The organism is Sphingomonas sp. AC411, from assembly GCF_979253035.1.
This window is the reverse complement of record NZ_CEEDAQ010000001.1, coordinates 3810002-3826702: the sequence shown is the minus strand read 5'-3', so window position 1 is coordinate 3826702 and position 16701 is coordinate 3810002. Positions and strand designations below refer to the sequence as shown.

Annotated in this window: 9 protein-coding genes and 4 pseudogenes; 3 read left to right on the top strand and 10 right to left on the bottom strand. The window is 66.7% G+C overall.

Annotated elements, in window-relative coordinates; translation table 11 throughout:
* Positions 1–48 precede the first annotated feature (48 nt).
* Positions 49–1691, top strand: a pseudogene (locus tag AC0IX7_RS19700) (thiamine pyrophosphate-binding protein).
* Between the two features lie 278 nt (positions 1692–1969).
* Here the strand turns inward: AC0IX7_RS19700 and alaS are convergent.
* Positions 1970–4624, bottom strand: coding sequence for an alanine--tRNA ligase (gene alaS, locus AC0IX7_RS19695; RefSeq protein ID WP_471813536.1), 2655 nt, complete (start codon positions 4622–4624; stop codon positions 1970–1972).
* Positions 4625–5009: 385 nt separating this feature from the next.
* A complete protein-coding gene (locus AC0IX7_RS19690) occupies positions 5010–6290 on the bottom strand; it encodes a M24 family metallopeptidase (RefSeq protein WP_471813534.1) in 1281 nt (426 codons plus the stop codon).
* Between the two features lie 71 nt (positions 6291–6361).
* Between AC0IX7_RS19690 and AC0IX7_RS19685 the strand changes: the two genes are divergently transcribed.
* Positions 6362–7699 carry a dicarboxylate/amino acid:cation symporter gene (locus tag AC0IX7_RS19685; RefSeq protein WP_471813533.1) on the top strand — a complete coding sequence of 446 codons (1338 nt, stop codon included), beginning with the start codon at positions 6362–6364 and terminating at the stop codon, positions 7697–7699.
* 228 nt (positions 7700–7927) lie between these two features.
* Here AC0IX7_RS19685 and AC0IX7_RS19680 read toward each other — a convergent pair.
* From AC0IX7_RS19680 to AC0IX7_RS19645, 8 genes and pseudogenes are all read right to left on the bottom strand, one after another.
* Positions 7928–8550: pseudogene (locus AC0IX7_RS19680) on the bottom strand (glutathione S-transferase family protein).
* Positions 8551–8569: 19 nt separating this feature from the next.
* On the bottom strand, positions 8570–9406 hold the full coding sequence (locus AC0IX7_RS19675; RefSeq protein WP_471813532.1) for a class I SAM-dependent methyltransferase: 837 nt from the start codon (positions 9404–9406) through the stop codon (positions 8570–8572).
* Between the two features lie 534 nt (positions 9407–9940).
* The gene (gene recA, locus AC0IX7_RS19670; RefSeq protein WP_132739051.1) at positions 9941–11014 is read right to left on the bottom strand and encodes a recombinase RecA; all 1074 of its coding nucleotides are present in this window, start codon (positions 11012–11014) and stop codon (positions 9941–9943) included.
* Positions 11015–11240: 226 nt separating this feature from the next.
* On the bottom strand, positions 11241–11540 hold the full coding sequence (locus tag AC0IX7_RS19665) for a hypothetical protein (RefSeq protein ID WP_471813959.1): 300 nt from the start codon (positions 11538–11540) through the stop codon (positions 11241–11243).
* 14 nt (positions 11541–11554) lie between these two features.
* The gene (locus AC0IX7_RS19660) at positions 11555–12067 is read right to left on the bottom strand and encodes a GHMP family kinase ATP-binding protein (protein ID WP_471813531.1); all 513 of its coding nucleotides are present in this window, start codon (positions 12065–12067) and stop codon (positions 11555–11557) included.
* Positions 12068–12144: 77 nt separating this feature from the next.
* Positions 12145–12326, bottom strand: a pseudogene (locus AC0IX7_RS19655) (4-(cytidine 5'-diphospho)-2-C-methyl-D-erythritol kinase); the annotation flags it as partial.
* Positions 12327–12517: 191 nt separating this feature from the next.
* Positions 12518–14047: a tetratricopeptide repeat protein gene (locus AC0IX7_RS19650; protein WP_471813530.1), complete on the bottom strand. Its 1530-nt coding sequence runs from the start codon at positions 14045–14047 to the stop codon at positions 12518–12520.
* Between the two features lie 7 nt (positions 14048–14054).
* Positions 14055–15715 (bottom strand): annotated as a pseudogene (locus AC0IX7_RS19645) (electron transfer flavoprotein-ubiquinone oxidoreductase).
* A gap of 115 nt (positions 15716–15830) precedes the next feature.
* On the opposite strand from AC0IX7_RS19645, the gene AC0IX7_RS19640 reads away from it, so the two are divergent.
* The gene (locus tag AC0IX7_RS19640) at positions 15831–16637 is read left to right on the top strand and encodes a uracil-DNA glycosylase (RefSeq protein ID WP_471813529.1); all 807 of its coding nucleotides are present in this window, start codon (positions 15831–15833) and stop codon (positions 16635–16637) included.
* The last annotated feature ends 64 nt before the right edge of the window (positions 16638–16701 follow it).

Below are 16701 nucleotides of genomic sequence, written 5' to 3'. Positions count from 1 at the left end.
GCGTAACCGTTTCTCGACTTCGCGCACAACGAACGGCAGGATGCTGCCATGATCACACCACGCACCGGCGGCCGTATCCTGGTCGACCAACTCGTCGCACAGGGCTGCGACCGGATCTTCACCGTGCCGGGGAGAGCTTCCTGGCGGTGCTCGACGCGCTGCACGATACGCCGGCGATCGACCTCGTCGTGTGCCGGCAAGAGGGCGGCGTCGGGTTCATGGCGTGCGCCGATGGGACGCTGACGCATCGGCCGGGCGTGGCGTTCGTCACGCGTGGGCCCGGCGCGACCAATGCGTCGATCGGGGTCCATGTCGCGATGCAGGATTCGCAGCCGATGATCCTGTTCGTGGGCGATATCGACCGCGGCACGCGCGACCGCGAGGCGTTCCAGGAGATCGATTTCCAGGCGATGTTTTCGCCGATCGCAAAGTGGGCGGCGCGGATCGACGATGCGCGGCGGATCCCGGAATATGTCGCGCGGGCCTATGCGACGGCGATGTCTGGGCGGCCGGGGCCAGTGGTGCTGGCGTTGCCTGAGGACATGTTGCTGGATGTGGTCGAGGCGGTCGATCGGCCGCGCGTCGAGCGGGTGGCGCAGGCTTGCGATGCCGATACGATGGACCTGCTTGCCGATCTGCTGACGACCGCCGAGCGGCCGGTCGCGATCGTCGGGGGCGCAGGCTGGGATGTGGCCGCGTCGGGGGCGTTCTCGACATGGGCGGATCGTAACGGTGTTCCGGTTGCGGCGGCGTTTCGGCGGCAGGATGCTATTCCGAACGACTGTCCGGTCTGGGCGGGAAACCTTGGGTACGGCCCCAATCCGAAGCTCGTCGAGCGGGTGAAAGCGGCGGACTTGCTGCTGGTCGTCGGACCGCGGCTGGGGGAGGCGACGACCGATGGCTATGCGCTGATCACGCCCGATCATCCCGGGCAGCGGCTGATCCATGTCCATCCCGATCCGGACGAGCTGCACCGGGCGTACCGCGCGGATGTCGCGGTGTGTGCGGGGATGGCGGAGTTCGCGGAGGCCTTGCTGCTGCTCGACCTGCCGCCGCGGACTGCTGGGCAAGAGGCGCATGCGGCGTGGTCGACGTGGTCGACGCCGGCGCCACGGGATCTGGTGATGGACCTTGGGCCCTGCGTGACCGCGATGCGCGAGCGGCTGCCGGCGGATACGATTATCTGCAACGGCGCGGGGAATTATTCGGGGTGGTGGCATCGGTACTGGGCGTATGCCGGGCCGGGCACGCAGCTTGCGCCGACTGCCGGGGCGATGGGGTATGGGGTGCCGGCGGCGGTCGCGGCGTCGCTCAGGCATCCGGAGCGGACGGTCGTGGCGCTGGCGGGGGACGGGTGTTTTTTGATGAACGGGCAGGAACTCGCGACCGCGGTTGCGCATGGCGCGGACATGCTGGTGCTGGTGGTGGATAATGGCGGGTACGGGACGATCCGCATGCATCAGGAGCGGGAGTATCCGGGGCGGGTTTCGGGGACGGCGTTGCGCAATCCGGACTTTGCGGCGCTGGGGCGGGCTTATGGGTGTTGGGCGGAGACTGTTGCGAAGACGGAGGATTTTGCGGAGGCGCTGGACCGGGCGATGGCGCGTAGTGGGGTGCGGATGTTGCACTTGGTGACGGATATCGAGGCGATTACCGCTGGGACTACGCTGGCGAAGGTGCGTGGGGGCTGAGCTTCGTACTTCGCGCAAGCCATTGACCCACCACGAGCACCACCCCGGCGGAGGCCGGGGCCCAATTGGGGGACGGCGATAACGGTGGGCGTTCCTCCGTTACATCGGCCTTGCCAATTGGGTCCCGGCCTTCGCCGGGGTGGTGTTGATTGTGCGGCGCCGTCTTCTGTTCCCTCGCGAACGCGGGGGTCCAGGGGTCCCGTTCGCTAGCGATGCCTAGCTGGGCCCCGCGTCCGCGGGGAACACTGCTCGGGGTCAGCGTGCGACGCCGGCGAGCTTTAGGCGCCCACCGCCTCGAGTTTAGCCCGCACCGCCGCCACCGCATCCGCAGCCTTCTCGCCATCGGGGCCGCCGCCCTGCGCCATGTCGGGACGGCCGCCCCCGCCCTGCCCGCCCAGCGTCGCCACCGCGATCTTCAGCAGGTCGACCGCGTTGTGGCTCGCCACCAGATCCGCGGTCACGCCGACCGCGACCGAAGCGCGGCCGTCGTTGATCGCGACCATCACCGCGATGCCGGAGCCGAGCCGCTGCTTCGCTTCGTCGACCGCGCCGCGCAGGCCTTTCGCCTCGAAGTCGTTCAGCACCTGGCCGATGAAGGCGATGCCGCCGACCTGCTCCGGGCCAGCCGCTTCGCCCGATCCACCGCCGCCGAGTGCCAGCGCCTTCTTCGCGTCGGCGAGTTCGCGTTCGAGGCGGCGGCGGTCTTCGAGGAGGGACGCGACGCGCGCCGGGACCTCGTCGGGCGTCGACTTCAACACCGCCGCCGCTTCGCGCAGGCGATCGTCGCGACCGGTCAGGTACGCGCGGGCCGCTTCCCCGGTGAGCGCTTCGACACGGCGGATCCCGCTGGAGACCGCGCCTTCGCCGACCACCTTGAACAGGCCGATATCGCCGAGCGCGGTGACGTGCGTGCCGCCGCACAGCTCGATCGAATAGGTCTTACCCTCGTCGGTCGAGCCCATCGACACGACGCGGACCTCATCGCCGTATTTCTCGCCGAACAGCGCCATCGCGCCCATCGCGATCGCGTCGTCGGGGGTCATCAGCAGCGTCGTTACCGCGCCGTTGCCGCGGACCTGTGCATTCACGTCGGCCTCGACCTGCGCGATGTCGGCGGGGGTCATCGCGACCGGCTGCGAGAAGTCGAAGCGCAGGCGGTCGGGCGCGACGAGGCTCCCCTTCTGCGCGACGTGCGTGCCGAGGCGTTCGCGGAGAGCTTCGTGCAGGAGGTGGGTCGCGGAGTGGTTGGCGCAGATCTGGGCGCGGCGGGCGACGTCGATCTGGAGCTTGACCGGATCGCCGACCTTGATCTCGCCGGAGTCGACCATCGCGTGGTGGACGAACACGCGGCCGAGCTGCTTCGAGGTCTCGGTGACGTTCGCGCGGAGGCCGGTATCGTTGGAGATGTGACCGGCGTCGCCGACCTGCCCGCCGCTCTCGCCATAGAAGGGCGTCTGGTTGACGACGATCGCGACGGTATCGCCAGCCGTTGCGTGGTCGACCCGCGCGCCGTCCTTGACCAGCGCGACGACCTCGCCCTCTCCGGTGTCCGACGCGTAGCCGAGGAATTCGGTGCCGCCGGTCTGCTCGACGATGTCGAACCAGATGTCGTCCGAGGCCTTTGCGCCCGAGCCCTTCCAGGCGGCGCGGGCGGCGCGCTTCTGCTCGGCCATCGCGGTGTCGAAACCTGCGCGGTCGACCGCGATGTTGCGCTCGCGCAGTGCGTCTTCGGTCAGGTCGTACGGGAAGCCGTAGGTGTCGTAGAGTTTGAACGCGACGTCGCCCGCGAGCGTGCCGTCGGTCATGTCCGCGGTCGCTTCGTCGAGCAGCTTCAGCCCCTTGTCGAGCGTCTGGCGGAAGCGGGTTTCCTCCTGCTGCAACGTCGCTTCGATCAGCGGACGGGCGCGCGACAGTTCGGGGTAGGCGGCGCCCATCTCGGTGACGAGCGCGGTGACGAGCCGGTGCATCAGTGGCCGCTTCGCGCCGAGAATGTGCGCGTGGCGCATCGCGCGGCGCATGATCCGGCGCAGGACATAGCCACGGCCTTCGCTCGCGGGCAGCACGCCGTCCGCGATCAGGAAACCGGCAGTGCGCAGGTGATCGGCGATCACGCGGTGGCTGGCGGTGTTGGCGCCATCTGTGGCGGTGTGCGTCAGCGCGCCCGACGCTGCGATCAGCGCCTTGAACGTGTCGGTGTCGTAATTGTCGGTGACGCCCTGCATCACCGCGGCGATGCGCTCGAGCCCCATGCCGGTGTCGATCGACGGCTTGGGCAGGTTGCCGACGATCTCGGCATTTTCCTGCTCATATTGCATGAACACGAGGTTCCAGATTTCGACGAACCGGTCGCCATCCTCGTCGGGGCTGCCGGGAGGGCCACCGAAGATGTGCTCGCCGTGGTCGTAGAAGATCTCCGAGCACGGCCCGCACGGCCCGTTGTCGCCCATCGACCAGAAATTGTCCTTGGTCGGGATGCGGATGATGCGGTGATCGGGGAGGCCGGCGATCTTCTTCCAGAGGTCGAATGCCTCGTCGTCGGTGTGGTAGACGGTGGCGGTCAATTTGTCGGGTGACAGGCCCCATTCGCGCGTGAGCAGCGTCCAGGCGTGGACGATTGCCTGTTCCTTGAAATAATCGCCGAACGAGAAATTGCCGAGCATTTCGAAGAAGGTGTGGTGGCGCGCGGTGTAGCCGACATTGTCGAGATCATTGTGCTTGCCGCCGGCACGGACGCATTTCTGCGACGAGGTCGCGGTGGTGTAGGGGCGCGATTCGAGGCCGGTGAAGACGTTCTTGAACGGCACCATCCCGGCGTTGACGAACATCAGCGTCGGGTCGTTCTGCGGCACGAGCGGCGCGCTGGGCACGATCTGGTGCCCCTGCGATCCGAAATAGTCGAGGAAGCCGCGGCGGATGTCGTTCGTCGATGTCATGCGCGGGGACTTAGGCGAGCGGCGCGGTTCGCTCAAGTCGGGTGTGAGAGAGCGTCGTGCGCTAGAGAAGGGTGTCGGCGAACGCCCGCGCTGCACGTATCCAATTGAAACCAAGAAAGCTTGTTTCCCCGCGAAGGCGGGGATCCAGTCTGGGCTCCCGCCTTCGCGGGAGAACAAGACAGCGGGGGCTGCGGTTCGCTACGAGCCACCACCGCGCACCGCCACCACCCCGGCGAAGGCCGGGGCCCAATTGGAAAGGTGGAAATAATGGAGCTTAGCGCTTCGTTATCGCAGTCCCCCAATTGGGCCCCGGCCTTCGCCGGGGTGGTGACGTTGCTGGAGTAGCGGCGTTGGTAGGGGTAGTGGCGTTCCCGAGGCGTTCGCCCTACCCCAACGGCGCATCGATCGACCTGGGCGGCTCGCTGAACCATTTCGGCCCGGCGTCGGTCATGTGGAAGCAATCCTCGATCCGCACCCCGTATCTGCCGGGAATGTAGATGCCCGGTTCGTCGGAGAAACACATTCCCGCGGCCAGCTTCGTGCCCTCGCCGCGGACGAGGTTGACGGGTTCGTGGCCGTCCATACCGATCCCGTGACCTGTGCGATGCGACAGGCCGGGGAGCTTGTAGCCGGGGCCATAGCCAAGCGTTTCATAATAGCGACGCACCGCATCGTCGACGCTGTCCGCCGTCGCGCCGATCTTCGCCGCGGCGAGCGCGATCTGCTGGCCGCGGGCGACTTGGTCCCAGGTCTTGCGCTGGTCCGCAGTCGCCGCGCCGTGGACCCAGGTGCGCGAGATGTCGGACTGATAGCCCTGCACGGTGCAGCCGCAGTCCATCAGCACGACCTGTCCGTCGGCGACGCGGTGGATCTCGCGGCTGCCATGCGGATAGGCGGACGCCTCGCCGATCAGTGCGAGCGCGAACTCCGGCGCGCCGCCGAGTTTCTTGGTCGCGGCGTTCATCAGCACGCCGATCTCGGGGCCGGTCATGCCCTTCTCGACCCGCGCATAGGTCCAGCGATACGCGGCGAGCGTGACCTCGGTCGCGGCCTGCATCAGCGCGATCTCGGCGGGGGTCTTGATCATGCGGCAGGCGCGGACGACCGGGTCGGCGGACATGATCCTCGCCTCGGGGAGCACGCGCTGGAGGCCGGCATAGGCGAAATAGCGCACTTCCGCCTCCAGCCCGATCGGCCGCGTGGCGAGCTTCCGGTCGCGCAGGAACCCGGCGACGACGGCGAGCGGGTTCTCGTCCTCCTGCCACACGCGCACCTCGGCGGGAACGGCGAGCGTCTCGCGCACCGACGGCTCCTCGAAGAACGGCGTGACGATGCACGGTTCGCCCTCGACCGGCAGGATTGCCAGCGTCAGCCGCTCGCTCGTGTGCCAGCGGACGCCGGTGAAGTAGATCATCGACGATCCCGGCTCGATCAGCACCGCGCCGATGCCCGCCGCCTTCATCAACGATTGCGCGCGGGCGAGCCTCGCGGCGCGCTCCGTCGCGTCGATCGGCCTGGTCGTGCCGGTGATGTCGGACAGCGCCGACAAATCGGGTTCGGCCGCGCGGAGGATCGCGGGGATCGAAAGCAAAGGCGCCGCGATCGCGAGGCTCAACAGGTCGCGGCGCGAGGGACCGAAGGCGGATTTACGGGGTGTGGTCGACATCGCCGGACGATAGGGTCCTTGACCCGGGCGCCGCAATCCCCTTCCCTGTCCGCACTTCTCGGGAGCGATTGATGGCCAAGCGGCTAACCTATTACATCTTGTTCGGCCTCGTCGCGGGGATGGTCGTCGGCTGGGTCCTGAACGCGTCGATCGACGACGGCACGCCCGAGTCCGCCGCGCGGTTGAAGGACATCGCCGGCTATTTCTCGATCGTGACGTCCCTGTTCCTGCGGCTGATCAAGATGATCATCGCGCCGCTGGTCTTCTCGACGCTGGTCGTGGGGATCGCGCATATGGGCGACACCGGCGCGCTTGGGCGGGTCGGTCTGCGCAGCCTCGGCTGGTTCGTCTGCGCGAGTCTGTTGTCGCTCACCTTGGGCATGATCCTGGTCAACGTGTTGCAGCCAGGCGTCGGCCTCGAACTCGCGATCCCGCCGGCCACCGCGTCGAGCGGCGTCGATCGCGCGGCGTTCGATCTCGCCAAGTTCATTACGCACATCGTCCCCGATTCGATGATCGCGGCGATGGCGAGCAACGAAATCCTCCAGATCGTCGTGTTCTCAGTGTTCGTCGGCGTCGCTATCACCGCGGTCGGCGACAAGGCCGCGCCACTGGTCAAGGCGATCGAGGCGCTGGTCGCGGTGATGCTGCAGATCACCAATTATGTGATGCGGTTCGCGCCGTTCGCGGTGTTCGCGGCGGTAACCGCGACGCTTGCCGAGCGGGGGCCGACCATCCTCGGCCAGCTCGGCTATTTCATGCTGACCTTCTATATCGGCCTGGCGCTGCTGTGGGCGATACTGATCGGGATCGCGTTCGTGCTGATCGGGCCGCGGACGCGGTTGCTGGTGCGGTATATCCGCGATCCGCTCATTCTCGCCTTCTCGGCGGCGTCGTCCGAGGCGGCGTACCCGCGGACGCTGGAGGCGCTCGATCGATTCGGCGTGCCGCCACGGATCGCGAGCTTCGTGCTGCCGCTGGGCTATTCGTTCAATCTCGACGGGTCGATGATGTACATGACGTTCGCGTCGCTGTTCATCGCCCAGGCCTACGGCATCCACATGCCGATCGGGCAGCAGATCGCGATGCTGCTGGTGCTGATGGTGACGTCGAAGGGGATTGCGGGCGTGCCGCGTGCGTCGCTGGTCGTGATCGCGGGGACGCTGTCGATGTTCAAGATTCCGGAGGCGGGGATTTTGCTGATCCTGGCGGTGGATCATTTCCTCGACATGGGGCGCTCGGCGACGAACGTGATCGGGAATGCGGTGGCGGCGACCGTCGTGGCGAAATGGGAGGGCGGGCTCGACGAGCGCGAGCCGGCCGATCGCGATCCGCCCGTCGCGCCGACCGGGCATGGGCCGAAGGTGAATGTGGACAGCTACGGGAAGATCGGGCCGGGGCGGGTTTGAGGCGATTGGCGATGTTGAGCCGATGACGTCTCAAGGATGCCCTTTTACGGGGGCGGATCACTGAAGAAGTACCACCACGGCGAAGGCCGGGGTCCAGTTGGGGGACGCTAATGGTGACCGCCGCGCCTCGTTACTACCACCTTTTCAACTGGGCCCCGGCCTTCGCCGTGGTGGTGTTTAGGGGTGGGTCGCGTTCTTAGTCTCGATGCGGTTCTTGATCTGCAGCCCTCAAGCGTAGGCGTAAGGCCCGCCCTTCTTGAGCCCCGCCTGATACGCCGGACGGGCGTGGATTTTTGCCAGCCAGGCGATCGTCGCGGGGCGGGACTCGTTCAGGCCGCCGCGGCTGCGGGCGGCTTCGAGGGGAAGCTCATCATGATGTCGGCAGCGGTCATGTCCGCGCCGGCGAACCAGGGGCGTTGCGACAGTTCGGATTCGACATAGTCGAGGTGGACGTCGATCATCGGCTGGATTTTCTTGACCGCGACCTTGCCCATGATCGGGACGCGCGCGAGGACGAGCTTCAGCAGCAGCGGCGGCATCATCGAGCCTTCTGCGTAATGCAGCCAGAAGCGGTAGCGTAGCGCATCGGTACGGTTCGCGGGGGCGCCGAGCTTTCCGTCCGCCTTGTCGACCAGATATTCGACGATCGCGCCGGTTTCGGCGACGACTTGGCCGTCATCCTCGATCACCGGCGACTTGCCAAGGGGATGGACCTTCTTGAGTTCTGGCGGGGCGAGCATGGTCTGCTTGTTCCGCTCGTAGCGCTTGATTTCGTAAGGGAGGCCGAGCTCCTCGAGCATCCACAAAATGCGCTGCGATCGCGAGTTTTCGAGGTGGTGGACGATGATCATGCTGGCTCCGCCTGTTGTTCTAAATGGCTGATTTGTGCGCGGTCCAGATCCAGGCGACCGCGGGAAACTCTACCGTATCGCCGTCGCTGTGACGCGCGCAGACGTCTGTCAGACGCGCGATGTGGCGCTCGCGTTCCTCGGGGACCGCGTCGCGGATGGCGGAGGCCGCCGGGCCTATGCAGCGGAAATAGTCGACGGCATCGGCCACGGGATCGGCGCCCTCGCCTGCTCGGTAGGCGAAATTCAGGCGCTGAGGCGGAGCGGCATTCCAGCCTGCGGTCGCGAGGATTTCGGCGACATATTTCGGATCGGCGAACGCGAAGGGGCCGGGTGCGGTATTGGCAGGAGCGTTGGGATCGCCGCCAGTCGCAGCGACGGTCTCGGTGGCCCAGCGATTGGCGGCGCGTTCGGCGAAACAAGAGAAGACGAGTGAAGCGTCGGGGGCGGCGGCTTCGGCGAGCGTGGCGAAGGCGGCGATGGGGTCGGCGAAGAACATGACGCCGTGGCGCGAGACGTAGAGGTCTGTCGGGGCGTGGTTCGCGGCGGCGACGGTGATGTCGGCGCATTCGAAGCAAGCGTTGACCTGGGTTTCGGCGCGGTGTCTGGCGATCTCGATCAGGGTTGGCGAGAGATCGATGCCGGTTACGGTCGCGTTCGGGAGGGCTTGCGCGGTGGCGAGTGAGGTCGCGCCAGCGCCGGAGCCTATGTCGATGACCTTGCGGGTTTGGGGCGTGGCGGCGGCGAGGATCGCTGCGTTCAAATGCGGGGTCAGGTTAGTGAAGCTGCGGTCGGTTCGGCGCCATTCCTCGGCCCAGACGTCGCCTATTCTGCCGGTCCAATCGTGGGCTGTGGTCATGGGTTGGGGTGCCTCATGGTCGGATCGGGGGGCGGCGTTTTGGAGTGAAGTATAGGAAGTATAGACGCTCGCGCGGGTTTGGCGTTGGGGAATTGTGGGTTTGGCGTTGGACATTGGGAGGCATCGCCGAGCCCGTTGCGCTGCTTTGCGCGGTCGTCTGCACTTGCTTGCTTCCCGCGAAGGCGGGGATCCAGACTGGGCTCCCGCCTTCGCGGGAGAACAAGGTGGTGGGGCTGGCGTTCGGTAGATGCCACGCCGGCGGAGGCGGGCCCGGTTGGGGGACGATCGTAACGAAGGATTGCGCTTCGTTATTGCCACCTTTCCAATTGGGCCTCGGCCTTCGCCGGGGTGGGGTTTGGGGCGGTGCGGTGCGGTGCGATCCAATGCCGATGTTGGTGCAAAGCCGGTGCCGGTGTCGGTCCGAAGCGCGATGCCGAGATGCCAATGCCACCGCGCACCATCCGCCGCGTGCCCTCACCTTCCCATTGCGAGAGCAATGGGCCCTCCCTCCCCGGAGGGAGAGGGTGAAGGGTCTTATACGTCGTCTTCGGCGTCGGGGCCGGCCATCATTTCCTCGGCGACCTTGTCGGTGCGGGCGCGGATCTGCTTTTCGAGGCGGTCGGCGGTTTCGGGGTTGTCCTTGAGGAAGGTCTTCGAGTTCTCGCGACCCTGGCCAAGACGGACGCTGTCGTAGCTGAACCACGCGCCCGACTTCTCGACGAGCCCCGCCTTCACGCCGAGATCGAGGATCTCTCCGAGCTTCGAGACGCCCTGCCCGTACATGATGTCGAATTCGACCTGCTTGAACGGCGGGGCGACCTTGTTCTTGACGACTTTCACGCGCGTCTGGTTGCCGGTGACCTCTTCGCCGGCCTTGATGGCGCCGATGCGGCGGATGTCGAGCCGGACCGAAGCGTAGAACTTCAGCGCGTTGCCGCCGGTCGTCGTTTCCGGGTTGCCGTACATGACGCCGATCTTCATGCGGAGCTGGTTGATGAAGATCACCATGCAGCGCGAGCGGCTGATCGAGCCGGTGAGTTTCCGCAAGCTCTGCGACATCAGGCGGGCCTGGAGGCCGACATGGCTGTCGCCCATCTCGCCTTCGATTTCCGCGCGCGGCACGAGGGCTGCGACCGAGTCGACCACGAGCACGTCGATCGCGTTCGAGCGGACCAGCGTGTCGACGATCTCGAGCGCCTGCTCGCCGGTGTCGGGCTGCGACACGATCAACTCGTCGATGTTGACGCCGAGCTTCTTGGCATAAACCGGATCGAGCGCGTGCTCGGCATCGACGAACGCCGCTGTGCCGCCGCCCTTCTGCGCCTCGGCGATCACGTGGAGCGCGAGCGTGGTCTTGCCCGAGCTTTCCGGACCGTAGATCTCGATCACGCGGCCGCGCGGCAGGCCGCCGACGCCGAGCGCGATGTCGAGCCCGAGCGAGCCGGTCGAGATGACCTCGACCTGCATGGTTTCCTTCGAGCCGAGGCGCATCGCCGAGCCCTTGCCGAACGCGCGGTCGATCTGCGCGAGCGCGGCGTCGAGCGCCTTCTGGCGGTCGTTGGTTGCGGTTGCCATGCCGGTGTCGATCACTTTCAGATTAGCGGCCATTGATAAGCTCCCATCGCTAAAGCAAGCGCGCGTGCCATTCAACGCGTCAAACATCATGTATTCTATTTGTTCTGGTAGAACAAGTAGAGAACGACGGGTTAACGCGGAAAAGATCTGGGTTTGGTTGCGGGCGCGCGGGCCCTGCTCGCGGCACCGCAAGATTTGGCCACATCGATATGTGACCGGTCGTCATCCCCGCGCAGGCGGGGATCCATAAACTCAAAGGCTAGCGATCCTGTTGCGACACCAGCCGGTATGGGTTCCCGCCTCCGCGGGAATGACGGGGAAGACGGCGGCTTTTGATCGAGATCCGCTCAATCTTTATCCGGGCCGGGCTTGTTAGGGCCCGCGTTTGATCAGGCGAGCGTCGTTGCGAGGGTCCACCAGCCATGGGCTTGCGCGGCGGTAGCCGCTGCGTCTCGGGCCTGGGGGTTTCGAACAGGGCGAAGCAGGTGGCGCCGGAGCCGGACATTCTGGACAGGAGGACGCCTTCCGCCGCGTCGAGAAGCGCGCGGACCTGGGCGATCTCGGGGGCCAGCGTCAGCGCGGGGGTTCTAGGTCGTTGCGGCCGGCTTTTGCGCGATCGAGGAGGGTGCCGTCGGGGATCGGGCCTCGGTCCTTGCCGTCCCAGGTTTTGAAGACTGCCGCGGTCGAGACGGCGACGCCTGGGTTTACGAGGAGCAGTGGCGTGCCGGACAGGCCTTCGAGGTCGGTGAGCGTGTCGCCCTTGCCGGTGCCAAGCGTGGTGCGGTTGGCGAGGCAGGCGGGGACGTCTGCGCCCAGCCTTGCGGCGATTTCGTGGAGGCGGGGGTCGGTTTTTGAGATCCCGTGCAGCCGGGCCAGCGCGCGGAGAGTAGCGGCCGCGTCGGCCGAGCCTCCGCCTATGCCCGAGGCGATGGGGAGGTGCTTTTCCAAAGTTACGGCGTGGTGGCTGGTAGGGGCGAAGGCGGTGGTGAAGGCGTCGGCGGCGGCGGTTACCAGATTGCCTTGCCAAGGGGCGTGGGTTGGGGTGGCGTTGGGCGAGCCGTACGCGTCTTCATTGTTCGCTCCCAACTGGGCCCCGGCCTTCGCCGGGGTACTGTTGGGGGCCGGGTGTCGTTGGGGGCAGCGTTCGCGCTTGAGACTGGCAGGAGTGCTGCGGCGAAGGGGCCGGCTATTTTGAAGCTGTCCCGGGGGCCGCTTCTACCGTGATGAGGTCGCCTTCGGTGGCGAAGGCGAAGAGGGTTTCGAGGTCGTGGTAGCCGTCGGCGCGGCGACGGCGGACGTGGAGCGCCAGGTTGATTTTCGCGGGGGCGGGTTCGGTGATGCGCATGGGGGTCTCGGCGTTTGGGGCGGACCGGGGTCTGCTTTGCGCTTGGGCTTAGCCAAATAATCTCCGTCATCCCAGCGGACGCTGGGATCTTTGTGTTTGGCGAGGGGTGCGTGCCTCCCGGGAGACCCCAGCTTTCGCTGGGGTGACGGTGTTGAGGGGGCGGACGGGTGGCGGGGGCCGCGGGGATTAGATCAGGCCTCCATCGGCGGGATGGCAGTCTCGACCGTCCAGTTCCATCGGCAGCGTGCCCTCACCCTTCCCACCCGGCTCTGCCGGGCGGGCCTTCCTCTCCCTTCAGGGAGAGGGTGAAAGTTGTCAGCGTCTGGCTTTTGGGGGAGGCCGTTGGCTATCTTTGCGGTTAGGCGTGCGGTTTCGGTGGGTTCGGCGGTTAGGAGCGCGGCGCGCCAGGCGTAGCGGGCTTCGTATTGGCGGCCGACCGTCCAATAGGCGTCGCCGAGGTGGTCGCCGATCTCGGTGTTGGCGGGTTCGGCCTGCGCGGCGCGTTCGAGCAGCGGGAGTGCGCGGGCCGTATCGCCGGAGAGGTGGTACGCCCAGCCCAGCGAGTCGGTGATGGAGGCGTTGGTCGGGTCGAGGCGACTGGCGCGTTCGAGCAGCTTGATCGAGGCGGGAATGTCGTCGCCGTGCTCGACCTGCGCGAAGCCGAGATAGTTGAGCGCGAGCGGTTGCGCGGGGCCGCGGGCGACGGCTTTTTCGAGGGCTTCGCGCGCTTCGGGCCAGCGGCCGGCCTGGTCGAGCGCGCCGCCATATTGCAGCCAGGCGCCCCAGCTGCCGCCGGACTTGCCGTCCGCGGCGATGATGCGCTGGTACCATGTCGCGGCTTCGGCGGCGTTGCCTGTGGTCAGGAGCAGGTCTGCATAGCGTTGCCAGTCCGCCGCGTCCGCGCCCGGCTGGTCGACGCGGTTCTTGGCGGCGGCGAGCGCTTCGCCGTCGCGGTCCGCATTGGCGAGAATATCGATCCGCTCGGCGGCCGCGGCGACCGCGAACGGGCTTTTCGGCCCGACCTGATCGAGGACGACGAGCGCGCGATCGACCAGTGCATTGCGGGCCAGCGCATGGGCGAGGAGGATGCGGGCGCGATCGTAGCTTGGATCGGCGCGCAGCGATGCCTGGGCCAATGCGATCGACAGCGGCGAGGGTTCGCCGAGCGCGAGATCGCTGGCGAGGTGCGCGAGCAGGCGCGAGACGCCGATCGCAAGCGGCTGCCGAGCGGGCGCCTTTGCGATCAGATCACGGGTTTCGGTGGCGAAGCGATTGGCGACCGGATCCTTCGCGGCGGTGGCGAGCGCGGGGCCGGGATCGCGGCCTTCGGCGTGCGCGACCCAGGCGTAGAGCGAGGGTGCGAGGACCACCAGCGGCCCGGTGGCGAGCGTGCCGATCGCGGCGTCGGCAGCCTTGGTATCGTTCGCGTGCGCGGCATCGGCGAGCGGGAGAAGCGCGGCGTCGGCGGGAGCAACGCCGGCCTTGTTCAGCACGGCGACGGCGCGGTTGGCGAGCGGCATGTCGCCCGCCTCAAGTGCCTCGCGGTAGGCGCGGATCGCGACGACGGGATCGTCGGGCGATGCCGCCAGCACCTTGGCATAGCTGGCGGCGGCGAGGTCCGGCCTGCCCGCGGCGTCGGCGGCGCGGGCCTTCAGATAGGCGGAGAGATCACCGGTCCCGGCCGTGGCAGGCGCCGCCAGGACGAGACCGAGTGCGAGCAATACAGGCTTACATGTTGGGATAATTGGGGCCTCCGCCGCCCTCGGGTACGACCCAGTTGATATTCTGGGTGGGGTCCTTGATGTCGCAGGTCTTGCAGTGGACGCAGTTCTGCGCGTTGATGACGAACTTCGGGTCGCCGGTTTCCTCGCCGACCACCTCGTAAACGCCGGCCGGGCAATAGCGTTGCGCAGGCTCGTCGTACATCGGCAGGTTGTATTCGATCGGCACCGCCGGGTCCTTGAGCGTCAGGTGAACCGGCTGGTCCTCCTCGTGGTTGGTGTTCGAGATGAACACCGACGAGAGGCGGTCGAACGTCAGGACACCATCGGCCTTCGGATAGGCGATCGGCTTGACGAGATCCTTACGCCACAGGCTCTCATGGTCGGGATGGTGGTGCATCGTGAAGGGGACCTTGATCCCCAGATGCTCGAGCCACATCGTGATCCCGGCGAGGCCCGAACCGACCAGGTCGCCGAACTTCTTCACCAGCGGCACGACGTTGCGGACGACCGACAGCTCCTTCTTCACCCACGACTTCTCGAACGCCTCGGGATAGGCGGCGAGTTCGTCATGGCCGCGCTGCGAGACGATCGCCTCGACCGCGGCCTCGGCGGCCATCATGCCGGACTTCATCGCGGTATGCGTGCCCTTGATCCGCGGCACGTTGAGGAAGCCGGCGCTGTCGCCGATCAGCGCTGCGCCGGGCATGACGAGCTTCGGGATCGACTGCAGCCCGCCGTCGCTGATCGCGCGTGCGCCGTAGCTGACCCGCTTGGCGCCCTTGAGCAGCGCGGCGATCTCTGGGTGGGTCTTCCAGCGCTGCATCTCGTGGAACGGCGAGAGATGCGGGTTGGTGTAGTTGAGCCACGTGACGAAGCCGATCGAGACCTGGCCGTTCGCCTGGTGATAAATCCAGCCGCCGCCGTTCGAGCCTTCGGTTTCGGACAACGGCCAGCCCTGCGTGTGGATCACGCGGCCGGGCGAGTGGAGTTCGGGATCGATGTCCCAGAGCTCCTTGATGCCGAGGCCGTAGACCTGCGGATCGCTGTCCTTGTCGAGCGCGAACTTGGCGATCAGTTGCTTGGTCAGGTGACCGCGGCAGCCTTCCGAGAAGAAGGTGTACTTCGCGTGGAGTTCGAGGCCAGGGTGTAGTCGCCCTTGTGCGTGCCGTCGCGCGCCACACCCATGTCGCCGGTCGCGACGCCCTTCACCGAGCCGTCGTCGTTGAACAGGATTTCGGCGGCGGCAAACCCTGGGAAGATCTCGACGCCGAGTTCCTCCGCCTTGCCCGCGAGCCAGCGGCAGAGGTTGCCGAGCGAGCCGGTGTAGGTGCCCTTGTTGTGCATGAACGAAGGCGTGACGAAGTGCGGCATCTCGCTCTTCTTCGTCTTGCTCAGGATCCAGTGATGGTTCTCGGTGACCGGAACCTCGGCGAGCGGGCAGCCGTCCTCGCGCCAGTTCGGCAGGAGCTCGTCGAGGCTCTTCGGGTCGATGACCGCGCCGGAGAGGATGTGCGCGCCGACTTCCGAGCCCTTTTCGAGCACACAGACGCTGATCTCGGCGTCCTTCTCGGCGGCCAGCTGTTTGAGACGGATCGCTGCCGAGAGCCCCGCCGGACCTGCGCCGACGATCACAACGTCATAGGGCATCGATTCACGTGTCGTCATCATCGTCTCCCGGGATCTCCCCTTATTGCCTAGCTTTGGGGCCAAGCGCTTGATGCTCCGCCCTTCGTTCGGGCTCGGACCGGCACCATCTTGTCCAATATGGCGATTGCGCGAGTTGACCGCCACGTCAACCGTGCAGCATAGGTTACCCTGTGGGGCGGATCAAACCATCGATTGGCGAAACGCCGCGGCGAGTGCGCTCGACTGGTGGCACGAGGCTGGCGTCGACACGCTGGTCGACGACGTTCCCCGCGACTGGTTCGCGGCGCCGGAACCGCTTGTCGCGCCTGATGCGGCACCGGTTGCGCCCGTCGCCGCACCGTCCGCGATGCCGATTTCGCTCGCCGAATTCCTCAACTGGCGAAGCGGTGCGGAGGTTCCCGAGGCGGACTGGAGCGGGGTTTCGCTGGCAGCGGTCGGCCCGGCTGACGCTACGGTCATGGTGCTTGTCGATTGTCCCGATCGCGACGACGGCGACGCCGGGGCCCTGCTGAGTGGCGCATCGGGTCGGTTGCTCGACAAGATGCTCGCGGCGATCGGGCTGACCCGCGACGAGGTGCACCTCGCAGCGGTGTGCGCGAAGCGCCCGACGGCGGGGCGGATCCAAAGCGAGGTCGAGGAAAGGCTTGCGGAAATCGCCAAACATCACATCGGTTTGGTCGCGCCCAAGCGGTTGCTGTTGCTCGGCAATGCGGCGAGCCGTGCGATCCTCGGGACGGAATTACAGGCGGCGCGCGGGCGTTTACATGGGCTTAACCATAAGACCGCACAAACAGGGGTCGGTGACGCGTCGCATATGACGAGCGTGGTCGCGAGCTTTCATCCGCGGTTTCTAATCGAGAAGCCAGCGGCCAAGGCCGAGGCCTGGAAGGATTTGCAGATGCTGATGCGCGAACAGATATCGCAAGAGGGCGTGAGATGATTCGGATTCGGTCTGTATCGCGGGCGGCGATCGCTCTGGGGCTCGGCGCCCTCCCCTTCCGGCT

What these genes read in the sequence shown, in the direction of transcription:
- alaS (WP_471813536.1), bottom strand. Translation starts at nt 4,624, where the DNA reads ATGACATCGACGAACGACATCCGCCGCGGCTTCCTCGACTATTTCGGA.
- AC0IX7_RS19690 (WP_471813534.1), bottom strand. Translation starts at nt 6,290, where the DNA reads ATGTCGACCACACCCCGTAAATCCGCCTTCGGTCCCTCGCGCCGCGAC.
- AC0IX7_RS19685 (WP_471813533.1), top strand. Translation starts at nt 6,362, where the DNA reads ATGGCCAAGCGGCTAACCTATTACATCTTGTTCGGCCTCGTCGCGGGG.
- AC0IX7_RS19675 (WP_471813532.1), bottom strand. Translation starts at nt 9,406, where the DNA reads ATGACCACAGCCCACGATTGGACCGGCAGAATAGGCGACGTCTGGGCC.
- recA (WP_132739051.1), bottom strand. Translation starts at nt 11,014, where the DNA reads ATGGCCGCTAATCTGAAAGTGATCGACACCGGCATGGCAACCGCAACC.